A 17764-nucleotide genomic window follows, 5' to 3' on the forward strand; every position below is an offset into this window, starting at 1 on the left:
CGGCCGCAACGGACTATGCCCGGCCGCTGCTCGCGGCCGGGGCATCCTGATCGGTGGCTCAGCTGCGCAGCATCTTCCGGAGTACGTACTGGAGGATGCCGCCGTGCCGGTAGTAGTCGGCCTCGCCGGGGGTGTCGATCCGGACCACCGCGTCGAACTCGACCCCGGCGTCCGTGGTCACCTTGACCGTGCGCGGCGTGCTGCCCTCGTTGAGCCGCTCGACGCCGGTGATCGTGAACGTCTCGGTGCCCTCCAGCCCCAGCGTCTCGGCGGTCTCGCCGGTCGGGTACTGGAGCGGGAGCACGCCCATGCCGATGAGGTTGGAGCGGTGGATGCGCTCGTACGACTCGGCGATGACCGCCCGTACGCCGAGCAGCATCGTGCCCTTGGCCGCCCAGTCCCGGGACGAGCCGGAGCCGTACTCCTTGCCGGCCAGGATCACCAGCGGCACGCCGGCCTCCTGGTAGGCCACCGAGGCGTCGTAGATCGTGGTCTGCTCGCCGGTGAGGTGGTTGATCGTGAAGCCGCCCTCGACGCCCTCGACGAGCTGGTTGCGGAGCCGGATGTTCGCGAAGGTGCCGCGGATCATCACCTCGTGGTTGCCCCGGCGGGAGCCGTACGAGTTGAACTCGTGCCGGGCCACCCCGTGCGCCGCGAGGTACGTGCCGGCGGGGGAGTCGGGCTTGATCGAACCGGCCGGCGAGATGTGGTCGGTGGTCACCGAGTCGCCGAGCTTGGCGAGGACCCGCGCGCCGGCGATGTCGCTCACCGGTGCCGGCTGCGACGCCATGCCCTCGAAGTACGGGGGCTTGCGCACGTACGTCGAGTCGTCCGCCCAGGAGAACGTGTCACCGGTCGGCGTGGGCAGCGACTGCCACCGCTCGTCACCGGCGAAGACGTCGGCGTAGTCGCGGGTGAACATCTCGCTCGCGATCGCCTTGGCGATCACGTCCTCGATCTCGCTCGGGCTCGGCCAGATGTCGTTGAGGAAGACCGGCTGCCCGTCCGGCCCGGTGCCGAGCGGCTCGTTGGCCAGGTCGATGTCCATCGTGCCGGCCAGTGCGTACGCGACGACGAGCGGCGGCGACGCGAGGTAGTTCATCTTCACGTCGGGGTTGATGCGCCCCTCGAAGTTGCGGTTGCCGGAGAGGACCGAGACCACGCTGAGGTCGGCCTCGTTGACCGCCGCCGAGATCGCCTCGGGCAGCGGGCCGGAGTTGCCGATGCAGGTGGTGCAGCCGTAGCCGACCAGGTGGAAGCCGAGCTTCTCCAGGTAGGGCGTGAGGCCGGCCCGCTCGTAGTAGTCCATGACCACCTTGGACCCGGGCGCGAGCGTGGTCTTCACCCACGGCTTGCGGGTCAGGCCCTTGTCGACCGCGTTGCGGGCCAGCAGCGCGGCGCCGAGCATGACCTGCGGGTTGGAGGTGTTGGTGCAGGAGGTGATCGCGGCGATCACCACCGCGCCGTGGTCGAGCTCGAACTCGGTGCCGTCGTCGCCCTTGACCCTGATCGGGTTGGAGGCGCGCCCGTTGGCGCCGGCCGCCGCCGAGACGACGTCATACGGCTGGTCGGCGGGGTCGTCGGCGTGACCCGGTGTGGGCGAGTCGCTGGCCGGGAACGACTCGGCGCTCGCCTCGTCGGCCGGGCCGCCATCCTCGCCCGCGACGTAGTTGTGCAGCGCGCCCCGGAACAGCGTCTTGGCGCTGCCCAGCGGCACCCGGTCCTGCGGCCGCTTGGGACCGGCGAGCGAGGGCTCGATCGTGGAGAGGTCGAGCTCCAGCCGCTCGGAGTAGTCCGGCTCGGCGTCCGGGTCGTGCCACATGCCCTGCCGCTTGGCGTACGCCTCGACGAGCGCCACCTGCTGCTCGGTGCGGCCGGTCAGCCGCAGGTAGCGGATGGTCTCGTCGTCGATCGGGAAGATCGCGACAGTCGAGCCGTACTCCGGCGACATGTTGCCGATCGTGGCCCGGTTGGCCAGCGGCACCGCGGCCACGCCCGGCCCGTAGAACTCCACGAACTTGCCGACCACGCCGTGCTTGCGCAGCATCTCGGTGATCGTGAGGACCAGGTCGGTCGCGGTGGTGCCGGCCGGCGCCTCGCCGTGCAGCTTGAAGCCGACCACGCGGGGGATGAGCATCGACACCGGCTGGCCGAGCATGGCCGCCTCGGCCTCGATGCCGCCGACGCCCCAGCCGAGCACGCCGAGGCCGTTGACCATCGTGGTGTGCGAGTCGGTGCCGACGACCGTGTCCGGGTACGCTGTCCTTTCCGGGCTATGAGTTACGCCCGGAGAGCTGATGCCACCGCGCTCCATTACCGTGCGCGCCAGGTACTCGATGTTGACCTGGTGGACGATGCCGGTGCCCGGCGGCACCACCTTGAACTCGTTGAACGCCGACTGCCCCCACCGCAGGAACTGGTAGCGCTCGCGGTTGCGCTGGTACTCGAGCTCGACGTTGCGGGCGAACGCGTCCTCCCGCCCGAACAGGTCCGCGATCACCGAGTGGTCGATGACCAGCTCGGCCGGGGCGAGCGGGTTGACCTTGGTCGGGTCGCCGCCGAGGTCGCGCACGGCCTCGCGCATGGTGGCGAGGTCGACGACGCACGGTACGCCGGTGAAGTCCTGCATCAGCACCCGGCTCGGCGTGAACTGGATCTCGACGCTCGGCTCGGCGCCGGGGTCCCAACTGCCGAGGGCGCGGATGTGGTCGGCGGTGATGTTGGCGCCGTCTTCGGTGCGGAGGAGGTTTTCGAGCAGGATCTTCAGGCTGTACGGCAGGCGTTGGTGCCCCTCCACCTTGTCGACCGTGAAGATCTCGTAGCTCGCGTCACCGACGTCGAGCCGGCTCTTGGCACCGAAACTGTCGAGACTCGCCACGTCGTACTCCCTCCTGCTGCGTCGTCACTGCTCAGTCTTTCGCACAGGGGTGCCGTCCACCGTGGTAAGGCAACCCTTAGAAACCGTACGTCCGTCTTGTTGCCGTGACCCAGCTTACCCCTCCTCCTTACCCATGCGCTCCCGGGGTGCTGGCCTCGACTGCCTAATTCCCGAGCTACCGCGATGTCCGCGCTGGTCCGGACCGTTGCGCGGGGTCCCCGGGGAAACGTGGAGCGCAGCGGAGCGTTTTCTTGGGGTGCATTCCCGCGGCCTCACCCGCCGCGCTTCACAACCCCGCCGGCGGGCAGCGACCGGGCGGTGGGTCAGGCGGGGGTCCAGGGGGCGTTCGCTCCACAGAGGACAAGGCAGGGGTGGTCGCCGGGGACGTCACCGGCGAGCCAGGCGGCGAACGGCGCGGCCGCCGCCGGCTCGACCGCCAGGCGGAACTCGTCCCACAGCCGGTCGCGGGCGGCGAGGATCCGCTTGTCTTCGACCAGGGCCAGGTGCAGGTTGGCGTCGCGGAGGATGGCGAACGGGATGCGCCCGAGCCGCGTGGCGCCGAGCGCGGACGCGGCGATCGAGTCGACCGGGCTGTCGACGGGTTCGCCGGCGGCGATCGCGGCGTGCAGGCAGGCGCAGTGCTCCGGCTCGACGCCGACGATCGTCGTACCGGGTGGGGAGGCCAGCGCCACGCCCGAGACGAGGCCGCCCCCGCCGACCGCCACCGCGATCGTGTCGCACTCGGGGGCCTGGGTGGCGATCTCCAGCGCGATGGTGCCCTGACCGGCCACGACGTCCGGGTCGTCGTACGCCGGCAGGTACCGCGAGCCGTCGCGGGAGGCGTGCGCGCGGGCCGCCTCCGCCGCCTCGGCGTACCGGCTGCCGTGATGGACCACCTCGGCGCCGGTGGCGGCGATGCGCGCGGTCTTGTCCGGCGGCGCGGTCTCCGGCACGTAGATGGTGGCGCGGACGCCGAGCCGGGCCGCGGCGGCCGCGACGCCGATGCCGTGGTTTCCCCCGGAGGCGGTGACGACCGCGCCGGTGGCACCGCCGGCGAGCAGCGCGTTCAGCGCACCGCGGACCTTGAACGAGCCCGTGAGCTGCAGGTGCTCCAGCTTGAACGTCACCGGCCGGCCGTCGACCACGGTGGGGAAGACGGGTGTGCGCCGCACGTGCGGCGCGATGCGTCCGGCGGCGGTCGCCACGTCCCCGGCGACGGGCAGCACCAACTCGATCATCCAACTCTCCTTGCAATATCTTGCAGGATCTTTCTGCAAGAGCTAGCGTGCGGGCACCCCACGAACCAGGAAGGTCGTCGATGAAACGCCCGCTCCTGCTGTCCCTCGTCGCCGCGTCCGCACTCCTCGTCAGCTCCGCCCCGGCGAGCGCCGGAGCGGAGAACGTACCGCCACCAGCCAAGCACGAGATCACCGCGAAAGCCGAACAGTTCTCCTTCCTGCTGCCGGACCGCTTCGCCAACGGTGACCCGCTGGCGACGGTCACGTTCGCGGCGGGGGTGGACGATGGTGAGTGGAAAGAGCTCGGCACGGCCCGGCGCGCGCCGTACCGGGTCCACCACGACCTGGCTGGCCTGCCCGCCGGTGCCGAGCTGGAGTACCGGGCGGCGGTCCGTGACAGCGAGGGGAGGACGGCGTCGGTGCGGTCCCGGGCGAGCGTGGCCACACCCCCGCCAGGCGGCAGCCGGGACTGGCTGGTCGTGCACTACGACCGCCCCTCCGGCGGCTACGACGGCTGGGGCCTCTACGCCTGGGGCGACATCGACCCCGCCTGGCAGACCCAGTGGCCGGCCGGGCAGCCGTTCGCCGGCGAGGACGCGTACGGGCGGTTCGCCTGGGTCAAGCTCAAGTCGGGCGCGAAGAGCGTCGGCTTCCTGGTGGTCAGCGCGGACGGTGTGAAGGACGTCGAGGCGGACCGCTTCGTCGACGTGACCGAGCACGGCGAGGTGTGGGTGCGGCAGGGCGACCCGGCGGTGCAGACCGGCCGAGAGGGACCGCCGGTGGAGGAAGGGGCGGCGATCCTCCACAAGGGAGACACAAAGGACAAGGACCTGTCCAAGGCGCGGGCGCACTGGATCGACAAGGGGAGCGTCGCCTGGCAGATCCCGTCCACCGGCGGCAAGCGGTACGAGCTGGCGGTCGCCCCGGCCGGCGGGCTCTCCATCGTGGACGGCGAGCTGGCCGGGGCCCACACCAGGATCCCGCTCGCCGCGCGGCGCAACGGCCTCACCGAGAAGCAGCGCGGCAGGTTCCCGCACCTGTGGCAGTACACGGTGCTCGAAGTCGCCCGCCGCGATCAGGCGAAGGTCAAGGAGCTCCTGCGCGGGCAGGTCGTCGTCACCGAGCGGGACCGCGAGGGCAAGCTGCTCGCCGCGACCGGCGTGCAGATCCCCGGCGTGCTCGATGACGTCTACGCCGGCAGGGCGTCCGGGGCGGCGCTCGGCCCGACCGTCAAGGGAGACCGGGCCACGCTCGCCGTGTGGGCGCCGACCGCCCGCTCGGTGGCACTGGAGCTCTACGACACGCCATCGGGCAGCCCGGGCGTCACGCCGATGCGCCGCGACGACAAGTCCGGGGTCTGGTCGGCGACCGGCCCGTGGCGGGGGAGGTTCTACAAGTTCCGGGTCGAGGCCTGGCAGCCGGCCGTCCAGCGGGTGGTCACCGCCTCGGTCACCGACCCGTACTCCGTCGCGCTCGCCGCTGACTCGACGCACAGCCTCGTGGCCGACCTGACTGACCCGGCACTCAGCCCGGCCGGCTGGGACCGGCTGCGCAAGCCGGCGGCGGTGCCGGCCACCCGTACCCAGATCACCGAGCTCTCGGTCCGCGACTTCTCCATCGCCGACACCACCGTGCCGGCCGCGCGGCGCGGCACGTACGCGGCGTTCGGCGGTGGCGCCGGCGCGACCCACCTGAGAAAGCTCGCGGAGGCCGGGGTCACACACGTGCACCTGCTGCCCGCGTTCGACTTCGCCACGATCCCGGAGCGCCGTGCCGACCAGGCGGTGCCCCCGTGCGACCTGGCCGCGCTGCCGCCGGACTCGGACAAGCAGCAGGCCTGCGTCGCCGAGGTCGCCGACCGGGACGGCTACAACTGGGGCTACGACCCGCTGCACTACACCGTGCCCGAGGGCGGGTACGCGGTCGAGCCCGGCGGAGCGGCCCGCACCCGCGAGTTCCGGGAGATGGTCGCCGCGCTCAACCGCGGCGGGCTGCGCGTGGTGATGGACGTGGTCTACAACCACACGTCGGCGTCCGGTGTGGACGATCGCTCGGTGCTCGACCAGATCGTGCCCGGGTACTACCACCGGCTGCTGCCGGACGGCACGGTCGCCAACTCCACCTGCTGCGCCAACACCGCCCCCGAGCACGCGATGATGGGCAAGCTGGTGGTGGACTCGGTGGTCACCTGGGCCCGGCAGTACAAGGTGGACGGTTTCCGCTTCGACCTGATGGGCCACCACCCGCGCGACAACATCCTCGCGGTGCGCAAGGCGCTCGACCAGCTCACGGTGCGCAAGGACGGTGTGGACGGCAAGGCGATCCTGCTGTACGGCGAGGGCTGGGACTTCGGCGAGGTGGCCGGCGGGGCCCGGTTCGTCCAGGCGACCCAGGCGAACATGGCCGGCACCGGCATCGCCACGTTCAACGACCGGCTGCGGGACGCGGTGCGCGGCGGTGGCCCGTTCGACGCCAACCCGCGGCAGCAGGGCTTCGCCTCCGGGCTCTACACCGACCCGAACGGCGACCCGGTCAACGGCTCGGACGCCGAGCAGCGCCGCCGGCTGCTGCACCAGCACGACCAGATCAAGGTCGGGCTGACCGGAAACCTGGCCGGCTACCGCTTCACCGACACGCTCGGCAAGAGCGTCACCGGTGCGCAGGTCGACTACAACGGCTCACCGGCCGGCTACACGGCGGCGCCGGGCGAGGCGGTCACGTACGTCGACGCGCACGACAACGAGATCCTGTACGACGCGCTGGCGTACAAGCTGCCGCAGGCGACCGCCCCGCTGGACCGGGCCCGCATGCAGGTGCTCGCGCTCGCCACGGTCGTGCTCGGGCAGGGCATCGGCTTCGTCACCGCCGGCTCCGAGCGGCTGCGCTCCAAGTCGCTGGACCGCAACTCGTACAACTCGGGGGACTGGTTCAACCAGATCCGGTGGGACTGCGCGGACGGCAACGGCTTCGGCGCCGGGCTCCCGCCGGCCGCGGACAACCAGGACAAGTGGCAGTACGCCCGCCCGCTGCTCGCCGACCCGGCGCTGGTGCCGGACTGCGCGGCGATCGGGCTGGCCGAGGCCCGGTACGCCGAGCTGCTCCGGATCCGCGCCTCGTCGCCGCTGTTCGCGCTGGGCAGCGCCGCCGAGGTGCAGCGGAAGCTGTCGTTTCCGCTCTCCGGCCCGCTGGAGGTGCCCGGCGTGATCACGATGCAGCTCGGCGGCGGCGCGGTCACGGTGGTCTTCAACGCCACGAAGCAGACGGTCACCCAGCCCGTACCGTCGATGCGCGGCACCGACGCGACCCTCCACCCGGTGCTGAAGCACTCCGCCGACCCCGTGCTGCGGACGGCGACCTTCGACCCGACAACCGGCACCTTCACCGTTCCGCCCCGCTCGGTCGCCGTATTCGTCCGCTCGTAGTGATCGAAGCTCCCCCCAAGTCGTTCTAGCGACCTGGGGGGAGCTTCGATCACCCGGGGGTCAGGCGGGGAGGCGGGGGCCGGCCTCGCGCTGGGCGGCGAGCCAGGACTCGACGTCGGCCGCGCGCCTCGGGAGGCCGGCCGAGAGGACCACGGCACCCTCGGCGGTGACCAGCACGTCGTCCTCGATCCGGATGCCGATGCCGCGCAGCTCGGCCGGGACCAGGTCGTCTTCGGGCTGGAAGTAGAGGCCGGGCTCGACGGTCAGCACGTAGCCCTCACCGAGCTCGCCCTCGCGGTACTTCTCCTTGCGGGCCTTGGCGCAGTCGTGCACGTCGGTGCCGAGCATGTGCCCGAAGCCGTGCAGCGACCAGCGGCGGTACAGGGTCGACTCCTTGTCCATCGCCTCGTCCACGCTCACCGGCAGTACGCCCAGCGCGTGCAGCCCCTCGGCGAGCACCCGCATGCAGGCCTGGTGCACGCCCTTGAAGCCGACGCCCGGCTTGATCGAGTCGATGCCGGCCTGCTGCGACTCGTACACGATGTCGTAGACCTGCCGCTGCAACGGCGTGAACGTGCCGGAGACCGGGACGGTGCGGGTCACGTCCGCGGTGTACAGGTGCGGCCCCTCCGCGCCCATGTCCATCAGCAGCAGCTCGCCCGGGACCGTGGTGCCGTGGTTGCGGACCCAGTGCAGGATCGTGCTGTGCGCCCCGGCGCCGACGATCGAGCTGTAGCCGACGCCGTTGCCGTCGTGCCGGGCGCGCAGGTTGAAGACGCCCTCGATCAGCCGCTCGGAGACGCCCCGGTCGGCGGGGAGGATGCGGGCGACGTCTTCGAAGCCGCGCACGGTCACGTCGATCGCGCCGCGCAGCTGGGCGATCTCCCACTCGTCCTTGACCAGCTTGAGCTCGGCGATCACCCGGGCCAGTTCGGCGTCGCGGGTGCCGGCCGCCTCGGCGTCGTACGGCAGGACGGCCGCGTCGACCAGGCGGTCGAAGCCGCGCAGCACCCGGGTACGCCCGGGCGGCAGGTCGGCCAGCGCGGCCGGGAGGTCGGCCAGCGGAGCGGTCTGGATGCCCAGCTCGGTGGCCTTCTCACCGAGGGTCTGGCGGCGCCCGAGCCACAGCTCGCCGTCGCGGCTGCGGAAGAACTCGTCGTGCTCCCGGGACGAGCGGGTCCGGGTGTACAGGATGGCGTCGCCGCCCGGGTGCAGCACCAGCACGCTGCCGGGGTCGTAGTCGCCGGTCAGCCAGGCGAAGTCGCTGCCCGGCCGGAAGAGGTAGTTGCTGTCGTTCGCCCGTACCCGCTCGTGGCCGGTCGGGACGACGATGATCTCGCCGGGGAAGGCTGCGGAGAGGGCGGCTCGGCGCCGGGCGTGGTGGCCCGCCTGCGGCCGCTCGGGCACCGGCACGGGGTCGTCCCGCCAGCCGGTGCGCATGAACTCCAGGAGCTTCTCCGGGTACTCGGGGTCGTGTGACTCGGTCTTCGGCTTCTCGTCGATGTTCATGTCTGGCTCTCCCGTAATCCCGGATTTCCAGCGTCAGACGTTACCCGCTGCCAGAATGGCGCATATGTGCGGGATTCTGGCTTTCTTCTCTAGTCGGGGTGATGCGGGCGCCCACCGGGACGCCGTGGCGGGCGCCCTGGAGTGCCTACACCATCGTGGCCCAGACGAGACGGGCATCGATGTCGTCGACGGCGACGTGGTCTTTGCGCACAAGCGGTTGTCGATCATCGACGTCGAGTCGAGCCACGAGCCGCTCTCGTACGCCAACGACCGCTACCTGCTGACCTTCAACGGCGAGATCTACAACTACCTGGAGCTGCGCGAGGAGCTGATCCGCGAGTGCGGCGCGATCTTCGCGACCCAGGGCGACGCCGAGGTGGTCGTGGCCGGCTACCACCACTGGGGTGAGCAGGTGCTGACCCGGCTGCGCGGCATGTTCGCCTTCGTGATCTGGGACCGGCTGGCCCGGCGGGCCTTCGGCGCCCGCGACTACTTCGGCATCAAGCCCATGTACTACATGGACACCACCGACGGCCTCTTCCTGGCCTCGGAGAAGAAGGCACTGCTGGAGCTGGCCGGCCCGCTCCCGGTCGACGGGGCCAGCCTCTCGCACTACCTCACGCTGCAGTACGTGCCCGAGCCGCGCACCCTGCACGAGGGGATCCAGCGCATCGGCTCCGGCGAGCTGCTGCGCTGGACGCCGCTGGACGGCGTCGAGGTGGAGCGCTGGTTCCGGCCGGTCTTCCAGCCCGCGCCGGTCGACGACGAGCAGAAGGTCTTCGACCGGATCCGGGACACGCTGCGCGACAGCGTGCGGGTGCACATGCGGGCCGACGTGCCAGTGGGGGCGTTCCTGTCCAGCGGCATCGACTCGACCGCGATCGTGGCGTTGGCGCGCGAGTTCAACCCGAACATCCTGACCTTCACGGTCGGCTTCGACGTGGACGGGTACTCGGAGATCGGGGTGGCCCAGGACTCGGCCCGGCACCTCGGCGTCACCACGATCCCGACGGTGATCGGCCCGCAGGACATGATGGACGCCCTCCCCAAGATCGTCTGGCACCTGGACGACCCGGTCGCCGACCCGTCGCTGGTACCGCTCTACTTCGTGGCGAAGAAGGCGGCCGAGCACGTCACGGTGGTGCTGTCGGGAGAAGGCTCGGACGAGTTCTTCGGCGGGTACACGATCTACCGCGAGCCGCTGTCGCTCAACTCGATCCAGCGCCTGCCCCACCCGCTGCAGCGCGGCCTGCGGGCGATGTCCCGGGTGATCCCGCGCGGGGTCAAGGGCAAGAGCTTCCTGGAACGCGGCACGACCCGGATCGAGGACCGGTACTACGGCAACGCCCGCATGTTCGCCGAGGTGGAGAAGCGCGTGCTGATGCGCCGCAACGACGGCTCGGTGCGGTACACGGACGTCACGGCCCCGATCTACGCCGAGTGCACCGACCTGGACGACGTGACCAAGATGCAGTACGTCGACCTGCACACCTGGCTGCGCGGCGACATCCTGGTCAAGGCCGACCGGATCTCGATGGCGCATTCGCTGGAAGTGCGCGTGCCGTTCCTGGACAAGGACGTCTTCGAGGTCGCGTCCACGCTGCCGGTCGGGCTCAAGCTGCCGCCACGCTCCAACGCCACCAAGTACGCGCTGCGCCGAGCGCTGGACGGCGTGGTCCCGCCGCCCATCGTCAACCGGCGCAAGCTCGGCTTCCCCACACCGACGCGGGTGTGGCTGCGCGGCGAGATGTACGAGTGGGCCCGGCACATCCTGGCCACCTCCGGGGCGGGCGAGCTGCTGGACCTCGGGTACGCCGAGGACCTGTTGGAGGACCACCGCCGCGGCGAGGCCGACCACTCCCGCAAGGTCTGGACGGTGCTGGTTTTCTGTGTCTGGTACGGCGTCTTCGTGGACGGCACGATCGACCCGGGCATCGAACGCAACCAGTCCGCCCTGCTCACCAAGCCACCCCTCAGCTCTCCCGTGGCCTGAGTCCGAACGCCGACAATCACGCGGCGACTCGGAGAGTTTCCGGATATCCCGCTGGTTCGTTTAGCGGTAGGTTTTACATCCGTTGTACGGTCGAAGTTTGAACAAGACGAGGAGTCGGCTCATGGCCACAGAGGCGCCGCAGTTCACCCAGCGCCGCGCGGCGCCCAAGATCTCTGAAGCGGTCCGAAACCAGGACGTCAATTGGGATCTCTTCGACTCCTCGGCCTACTGGGAGGCCAACTACAAGTCCCTTCGGGATGATGACCAGCAGATTCTCAGCATCATGGAGGACTTCTTCACGCAGCTTCCGCCGGAGTCCCGGGCAAAGGGCGTCGACGTCGGCCCGGGTGCCAACCTCTACCCCGCGTTGGCCATGCTGCCGTTCTGTGAAGAGATCGTTCTCTGGGAGCACTCCGCGGCGAACGTGCGGTGGCTCCGCGGCGAGCTGAGGTCGTTCCGGTCCACCTGGGATCCGTTCTGGCGGCTCGTTACCCGGGCTCGCCGGAGTTGGTTCGGCGAGGAGGTGCCGGAGGGTGCCATCGATCCGCGCAGCATGCTTGCCCGCGTCGCGGAGGTGCGGCAGGGAAGCGTGTTCGATCTTCCGGAGGCCGCGTTCGACGTGGGCACGATGTTCTTCGTGGCCGAGTCGCTGACCGAGGATCCCAAGGAGTTCGAACTGGCCACCAAGCGGTTTGTGGCCTCCTTGAAGCCGGGTGCTCCGTTCGCCGCGGCCTTCATGGAGCAGTCCGGTGGGTACGATGTTGGTGGCTATCGCTTTCCCGCCGTTCCCATTACCATCGAAGACGTCGAGAAATGCCTGCAAGACATTGTCGACAAGCCACAGGTTCAGCCGGTAGCCAGCCAGAAGCCCCTGCGCGAGGGCTACAGCGGTGGGATGATTCTGGCCCTTGGGAGGGCGGGCAAATAGAGGTGACGCCTCCGCAGATGGACACGTGAGATGAGGCTGCAGCCGCGACAGCAGCTTCTCGAGGTGTGGCGTGCGACGGTTCGTTCATCGGTCCAGGACGGGAAATGGTCGTGGGGAGGGCGGGGACGGGCCAATTCGATCAGCGATGCCGAGCAACTGCTCTGCCTGATGTTGCCGGCCACCACGGTCGAGTCGTTCGGTCTCGATGAGCCGGATGCCACGGACGACGAGGTTGCTCGGGCGCTGCGCGGCTTGGGCGATCCGGTGGAGATCCCGCAGCGCCTGGTTCGGGTCCTGACGGAGTACATGCGGCGATACACGGACGACAACGGCACACCCGTCTTCTCCGGCGACAGCTACTTCCGCAGTTCCGAGCGGGACAGGGAGCCGACGCACGCGCAGACGAAGCTCGATGTCGTCGACTCCTTCGCCGTCTCGGTGACGCTCGCCTTGGCCACGATCGGTTTCGTGCGGGTGTTCCGGGCGCAGCTGCGCCGGGAAGACATCCGGGTCGAGGTCGACACGCTCGAAAAGCTGGCGAGCACGCGGCTCACCGCCGCGATGGTGGGCCTGCTGCGCAGCTTCACGGTCAGCGTGTTCGACGCGGACTCGCCCTTGGGCCGGGCGCTGGTGCGCACCACCAACCAGAGCGGCCTGCCGGCGCGGCACGTGATCGACGACTTGCGCCGCGCGCTACGCCAGGTTGCCGCCGCGCTGCGGGAGGTCACCATCGGATCCGGTGCCGCGCAGGTGCTCGATCTGGAAAATCCCCATCGCCTCTTCGAGTGCGGCTGGTCCTGGGGGATCGTCAAGGACGCCCCGCGGATCGACCTGGACGATCCCGCCGAGGATGCTCGGCCGCAGCCGGACGGCGTGGCCGAAGCCGCGCCATACCTGTACTTCACCATGGTGGCGTTGGACGGCATCGCGGCGCTGTTCTCAGAGCGCACCCGCATCCTCGGGCTGCTCACCGAGGAGCAGCAGCGCCTCGCCCGCGCGCTGCAGCTCCGCTGGGACCTCACCCAGCAGTACTGGGCGACGATCGCGTCGTTCGGTCCGGGGAGGTGGCCGCTGGAGGACCTTCCCTGGCGCACCACCGACGAGGTCGAAAACGACCACCTCAGCCTGCTGGTCAGCGCCGTAACCGTGCAGGATCTGGAGAGCCGGCGCGGGTCGGACGCCGCCCTCGACCGGGTGGGCCAGGTGCTGGAAGAGCTGGCCGCGCGGGGACGGGTGACCCGGCGCCCGGTGGCCCGGGACCCGGCCGTGACGCTCCATTCCCCCGGTGTCTCGTTCGAGCTGGTGGGGAGCGGCGGCCTGGGTGGGCCACGGCTGACCTGGGTCGCTTCGGACTTCTCACCCCTGCTGTTGAAGCGCATGCTCCAGGTCGCCCGGCTGGTCCGCGACACCGATCTGCGGGGCCGGCTGCTGGCCCAGGCCGACCTGGTCTGGGATCACCTGGTCAAGCGGCGTCTCGTCGAGGGCGCGGGCCGCGACCTGTGGGACCAGCCCTCGGGTGCGTTCAGCGAGATCGATCCATCCGACGACAGCCCGTCCTGGTACTACACCGAACGCGTCGTGGAGTGCCTGGTCGCGGCCGCCAATCTGCTCGACACCTCCCCGCTGCGCAGTGGCTCGCTCGCCGGGCTGGCCAGCGAGCTGCTCAACGAGGCCGACCACCTCTTCGACCGCGAGCTGCTCAGCGGCGGCGGGGAGAGCGGACCCGCGCTCCGCCACGCGCTGCAGAACGCCCGAGCCGCCCTGCGCCGGGCGCGCCAGCTCCTGGACGAACGCCCCGGGACGGCGTACGTGCTCGCCAGTGACGTGTTGCGGGAGCTCGATCGTCTGGCCGCGGCGCGGCAAAGTGTCTTCGAGGCGGATTGAGTGCTTGTTTTCGCGACCTCCGACAAGGGTGGCACCGGGCGGTCGGTCACCAGCAGCAACGTGGCCTACCGGCGCGCACTGCAGGGCAGCGACGTGTGCTACCTCGACTTCGACTTCGGCTCGCCCACGGCTGGCACGATCTTCAATGTGGACAATGCCGCCCGCGGCGTGACGTCGGGTCTCGGGCTCCACTCGTACATGCAGGGGCGCGTCTCCGAGCCCGTGGCCATCGACATCTGGACCGAGTCCGACCGGCCGAGCTTGCGCCATCGGCCGCCCGGCGCGGGGCGGCTCGTGCTCTTTCCAGGCGACGCCGGCGGGAGTGAGTTCTCCATCGACGACGAAGCCGTACAGCGGTGTGTCAGGCTGTTGCGCCGCGTTGACGAGGAGTTCGAGCTCTGCCTGCTCGACCTGAGCGCCGGCCGCTCGTACGCGACCGATATGGTGCTGGCGGCCACGGCCGCGCCCGAGATGCGTTCGGTGACCGCTCGCTGGCTGGTCTTCCACCGCTGGACCCGCCAGCACATCATCGCGGCGAACGGGCTCGTCCACGGCCGCCGCGGGATCATCGAGGTGGGCCAGGACCGCGGGCACGATCCACGGGAGCTTGCCGACTCGATCCGCTTCGTCCGCACGGCCGTGGTCGACCCCAACTCCGACGAGCTCGCGGGCCTGCGCTCGTCCCAGATCGCTTGGCTGCGCGACTGCAACCGCGACCTTCAGGAGCTGGCCAGCGCGCGCAAGGTCGGCCGGACGACGATGCTCGGGGCGATCCCGCTGGACCCGGTGCTCCAGTGGCGGGAGCAGCTCATCTCCGACAACGACGTGTACGCGCGCCAGATCGCCAACCGCGAGACCGTCGACGCGTTCGAGCTGCTGGCCAAGCGTTTGACGGAGGACGCGGTCTGGGTGAGCCTCTGATGGCCGCGGACGCGACCTTCCGGGAGGCGGGGGCGGAGCGGCGGACCAAGCGGCTGCCGCTGTCGCACCTCTCGATCGAGCTGGGTCACCTGTACATGGAGGACTTCGTCGAGGGGCCGGCGCGGCTGCGTGCGCTTTTCGAACGGGTGGCGCCCTGGGCTGAGGCCGCCCGCCGCCAGGCCAAGGTGGAGGCAGCCGGCAAGAAGCCCCGGATCAGCACATGCTTCCTGGTCGACGACTACTTCACGCGGTTCAAATCGCCGGCTGAGGTGATCCCGACCGTGCTCGACGCGGCGCGGGAGTCCGATCTGGAGATCGACTACGTGGCTCGCGAGTCGGGTTGTGCGGTGGCGGACGGCATCCCGCTCGCCCGCCTGGTGGAGGGTCGGCTGGTCCCGGACCCGCCGCCAGGCACGAACGGGTCGCGGCCACCGGTGACGGAGACCGGCTGGCTTTCCAACGGTTTGCGCTCGCCGGTCGGGGGCTCGAGCGAGGCGATGGCGGGGATCAAGAAGTGGCGTCCGCCCGTGCAGAACGCGGCCAACCGCCACTCGATCTTCATGGACGTGGAGATCTGGGACGAGTCGCGGCAGGGGCGCGTCTGGTCGTGCGCCTTTCTCGCCGCCGTCTGGCAGCTGGTGCGACTCGGGCTCCTGCGCAACGAAGGTGAGCCGGTGATGGTGCCGCGGACCTGGGACGGCGAATGGCCGGAGGATTGGGACCAGCTGCCGGCGATCGTCCGGCTCAACCCGTCGGCCGCCCCGTTCAGTGCGTACCGCACGTATTCCGTCCTGCCCGTCTCGTTCCTGCCCGTCGAGGGTGCGGTACGGACGATCATCAGCCAGTTCTGGCCGGACTCGGACGCGATGAACCAGCTCGCCAGCGCCGCCGAGCAGGAGAGCGTGGATCTGCCGAGGCAGTTGGTGGACCGCCTCCGCTACGCCCTCATATGACCTCGTCGGCGGCCGCCCACAACTCCTCGAACTGCCTGATCAGGTCGCTCACCCGGCCCGGCCGGCGGACGAGCCGGGTGTTGACGATCGTCGGCCGCGAGTCGCCCTCGATGCGCGACGCGGGCGTCGTCTCGTAGCTGATCTCCTTGTCGAACAGGACGAAGTCGAATAGGGAGCTCTTGCGGAGCCGGGGGTTGGTGGAGGGATCGAGGATGCGTACCTGTATGCCGATCTCCTCCTGCCGCGCGCAGACCTGCCGCAGGCTGGAGTCGGAGGCCAGGTGCGGCTGGTCGACGATGAACACCCGCCGGACCGCGACGTTGCGCCGGATCGCGTCCCGCTGCGCCTCCAGGTAACGCTGGCCGAGGTCACTCCACCAGAGTCCGCCGTCCGTGTACCGGGCACCGCCGGCGTCCACTGTGGTCAAGCTCGTGGCGTCGATGGAGATCCGCGCCGTGCGGGCCAGTCCCAGTAGCCAGTCCCGGTCCTCGCCGTCGTACGTCACATCGGCGCCGGCGCCAAGTTCCTTGAGAAACGCGGTCATCCGCTCGATCTCGGATTGGGCGAATTCGTAGACGATCGGCGGAAAGGACGAGTCGATTTGAGTGGAGTGCCGCACGAGTTGCGTGACGAGATCGGTGCGGACGGCGGAGGCCTCGACGAGCCCGAAGAGCGCGGTCGCCTCGTTGATCTTCGAGAACTTCTCCTCGACCATCCGCTCGACCGCGTTGAAGCGATCGCGTACGAGCGCGTTGGTGCTGTCGCCGTGATGGGTCAGCCCGTCCTCGACCTCCATCTGACCCTTTTCGACGGCCTTGAGCCGGTTGTCGAACTCGACGAGAAAGTCGACAACGAGCGTTACCCCGCCGACGAAGGCGCCGAGCATCACCGCGTAGATGTCCGGCTGCGCGGTGAGGTTGGTGACGGAGTACGCGATCAAGCTCGTGAAGAGCGTCAGTACTACCTTGCGGACGATCCGCCCGCGGACATCCATGGTCGTCATCTGTCGCTCATTTCGGTCAACGACTCGCCCAGTAGCGCCACCGTGGCCGCCGCCAATTGATCGCGGATGCGGTTGACCAACGCCTCCCAATGCCGGGTGAATCCGGGGTTTCTCTCCAGCGCGTCCCATACCGATTGGTCGACCCGGGCGGCTGGCATCCATAGGTGGAGTAGGTAGTCGATGGCCGGCCTGAACCGCCGAACGATCTGTGTCCTGCTGACCGCACCGATGTCGCTGCGCTCGATCAACGATTCGAGCGAGGTCAGCAACCAGTCGTGCATAGCCAGATCCGCGCAGATCTCGGCGAGGGCGCCGGGATCGCCGTGGTCCCCGGGGATGCGGAGGGTGCGCAGGCCACCCTGCTCGATCGCGAAATGGACGCGACGATCTCCGTCCTGGTCGAGCGCGGCCCAACGAAGGCGGGCCCGTGCCGTGCGCATTGGCGTGATCTGGTCCAGATCGGACGAAGTCTGCACGAGATGCATGACCTCCGCGCAGATCGCGCCCAAGTCCATTGCGTCCCGCGAGTGGGACTCGGAGAGGAAACCGGCGACAAGATCGGCCCAATCGATCTTACCGACGATCTCGACGACTCCCGGACGGCTCAAATAGTGGGGCCAGGGAAGGCGGCGTTTGCTTTCGCTGCCGACAATCCGCGTGAAGGCGGAGCCCTGGAGCACATGTCCACCGGTGATCGCGGCGTGGGTCGCCACTGTGCCGATCGTCCGGTGCCGAGCGCCTGAGGCGGCGACGAGCACGCAGTCTATGCCCCTTAACCTCTCCGGCGAGATCGCATAGGGCATGGGTCTTTCCGAGCGGCGAACACGTTCGCCTTGTGCGAGGGCCAGGACCCGGGACATGCGATCCCCGGACACTGAGGTGGAGTTTCGCAGGAATCCGGTGTGAACCTCTCCCAAGGTCAGCATCGCACCTCCGGCGGCAAGGTCGATGTCATCGATTGGACAGCACGGTTCGCTGGTTTCGCAACCATGTGTCAGAGTCTTCATATTCCTCGATGGAACGATCGCAGCTAAT

The 17764-nt window shown here is 69.7% G+C and carries 11 protein-coding genes; 6 read left to right on the forward strand and 5 right to left on the reverse strand.

Annotated features, from left to right (window positions below; genetic code table 11):
- Positions 1 to 58: 58 nt before the first annotated feature.
- Both RB614_RS06995 and RB614_RS07000 read right to left on the reverse strand, forming a co-directional pair.
- Complete coding sequence (locus RB614_RS06995; protein WP_308711538.1) at positions 59 to 2878, reverse strand: aconitate hydratase; 2820 nt, start codon at positions 2876 to 2878, stop codon at positions 59 to 61.
- A 323-nt stretch (positions 2879 to 3201) separates the two neighbouring features.
- The gene (locus tag RB614_RS07000) at positions 3202 to 4116 is read right to left on the reverse strand and encodes a serine/threonine dehydratase (protein ID WP_308711539.1); all 915 of its coding nucleotides are present in this window, start codon (positions 4114 to 4116) and stop codon (positions 3202 to 3204) included.
- 80 nt (positions 4117 to 4196) lie between these two features.
- Between RB614_RS07000 and pulA the strand changes: the two genes are divergently transcribed.
- Positions 4197 to 7538 (forward strand): pullulanase-type alpha-1,6-glucosidase, encoded by a 3342-nt coding sequence (gene pulA / locus RB614_RS07005; RefSeq protein ID WP_308711540.1) that lies wholly within the window; start codon positions 4197 to 4199, stop codon positions 7536 to 7538.
- Between the two features lie 60 nt (positions 7539 to 7598).
- On the opposite strand, the gene RB614_RS07010 is transcribed toward pulA, so the two are convergent.
- Complete coding sequence (locus RB614_RS07010; protein WP_308711541.1) at positions 7599 to 9047, reverse strand: aminopeptidase P family protein; 1449 nt, start codon at positions 9045 to 9047, stop codon at positions 7599 to 7601.
- Positions 9048 to 9111: 64 nt separating this feature from the next.
- On the opposite strand from RB614_RS07010, the gene asnB reads away from it, so the two are divergent.
- The 5 genes from asnB to RB614_RS07035 all read left to right on the forward strand — a co-directional run bounded on the left by asnB (position 9112) and on the right by RB614_RS07035 (position 15726).
- The gene (asnB, locus tag RB614_RS07015; protein WP_308711542.1) at positions 9112 to 11040 is read left to right on the forward strand and encodes an asparagine synthase (glutamine-hydrolyzing); all 1929 of its coding nucleotides are present in this window, start codon (positions 9112 to 9114) and stop codon (positions 11038 to 11040) included.
- Between the two features lie 121 nt (positions 11041 to 11161).
- Positions 11162 to 11968, forward strand: coding sequence for an SCO2525 family SAM-dependent methyltransferase (locus tag RB614_RS07020; protein WP_308711543.1), 807 nt, complete (start codon positions 11162 to 11164; stop codon positions 11966 to 11968).
- Between the two features lie 30 nt (positions 11969 to 11998).
- Entirely contained in the window at positions 11999 to 13852 is a 1854-nt protein-coding gene (locus RB614_RS07025) for an SCO2524 family protein (protein WP_308711544.1), read from the forward strand.
- Complete coding sequence (locus RB614_RS07030) at positions 13853 to 14773, forward strand: SCO2523 family variant P-loop protein (protein WP_308711545.1); 921 nt, start codon at positions 13853 to 13855, stop codon at positions 14771 to 14773.
- Entirely contained in the window at positions 14773 to 15726 is a 954-nt protein-coding gene (locus tag RB614_RS07035; protein ID WP_308711546.1) for an SCO2522 family protein, read from the forward strand. Before RB614_RS07030 ends, RB614_RS07035 begins: the two co-directional genes overlap by 1 nt.
- Here RB614_RS07035 and RB614_RS07040 read toward each other — a convergent pair.
- Positions 15719 to 16729, reverse strand: coding sequence for a DUF6879 family protein (locus RB614_RS07040; RefSeq protein ID WP_308711547.1), 1011 nt, complete (start codon positions 16727 to 16729; stop codon positions 15719 to 15721). The genes RB614_RS07035 and RB614_RS07040 overlap by 8 nt on opposite strands.
- Positions 16726 to 17736, reverse strand: a complete 1011-nt coding sequence (locus tag RB614_RS07045) for an SCO2521 family protein (protein ID WP_308711548.1) — start codon at positions 17734 to 17736, stop codon at positions 16726 to 16728. Before RB614_RS07045 ends, RB614_RS07040 begins: the two co-directional genes overlap by 4 nt.
- Positions 17737 to 17764: the final 28 nt, after the last annotated feature.

Origin of the sequence: Phytohabitans maris, assembly GCF_031085175.1 — a bacterium.
Classification (GTDB): domain Bacteria; phylum Actinomycetota; class Actinomycetes; order Mycobacteriales; family Micromonosporaceae; genus Phytohabitans; species Phytohabitans maris.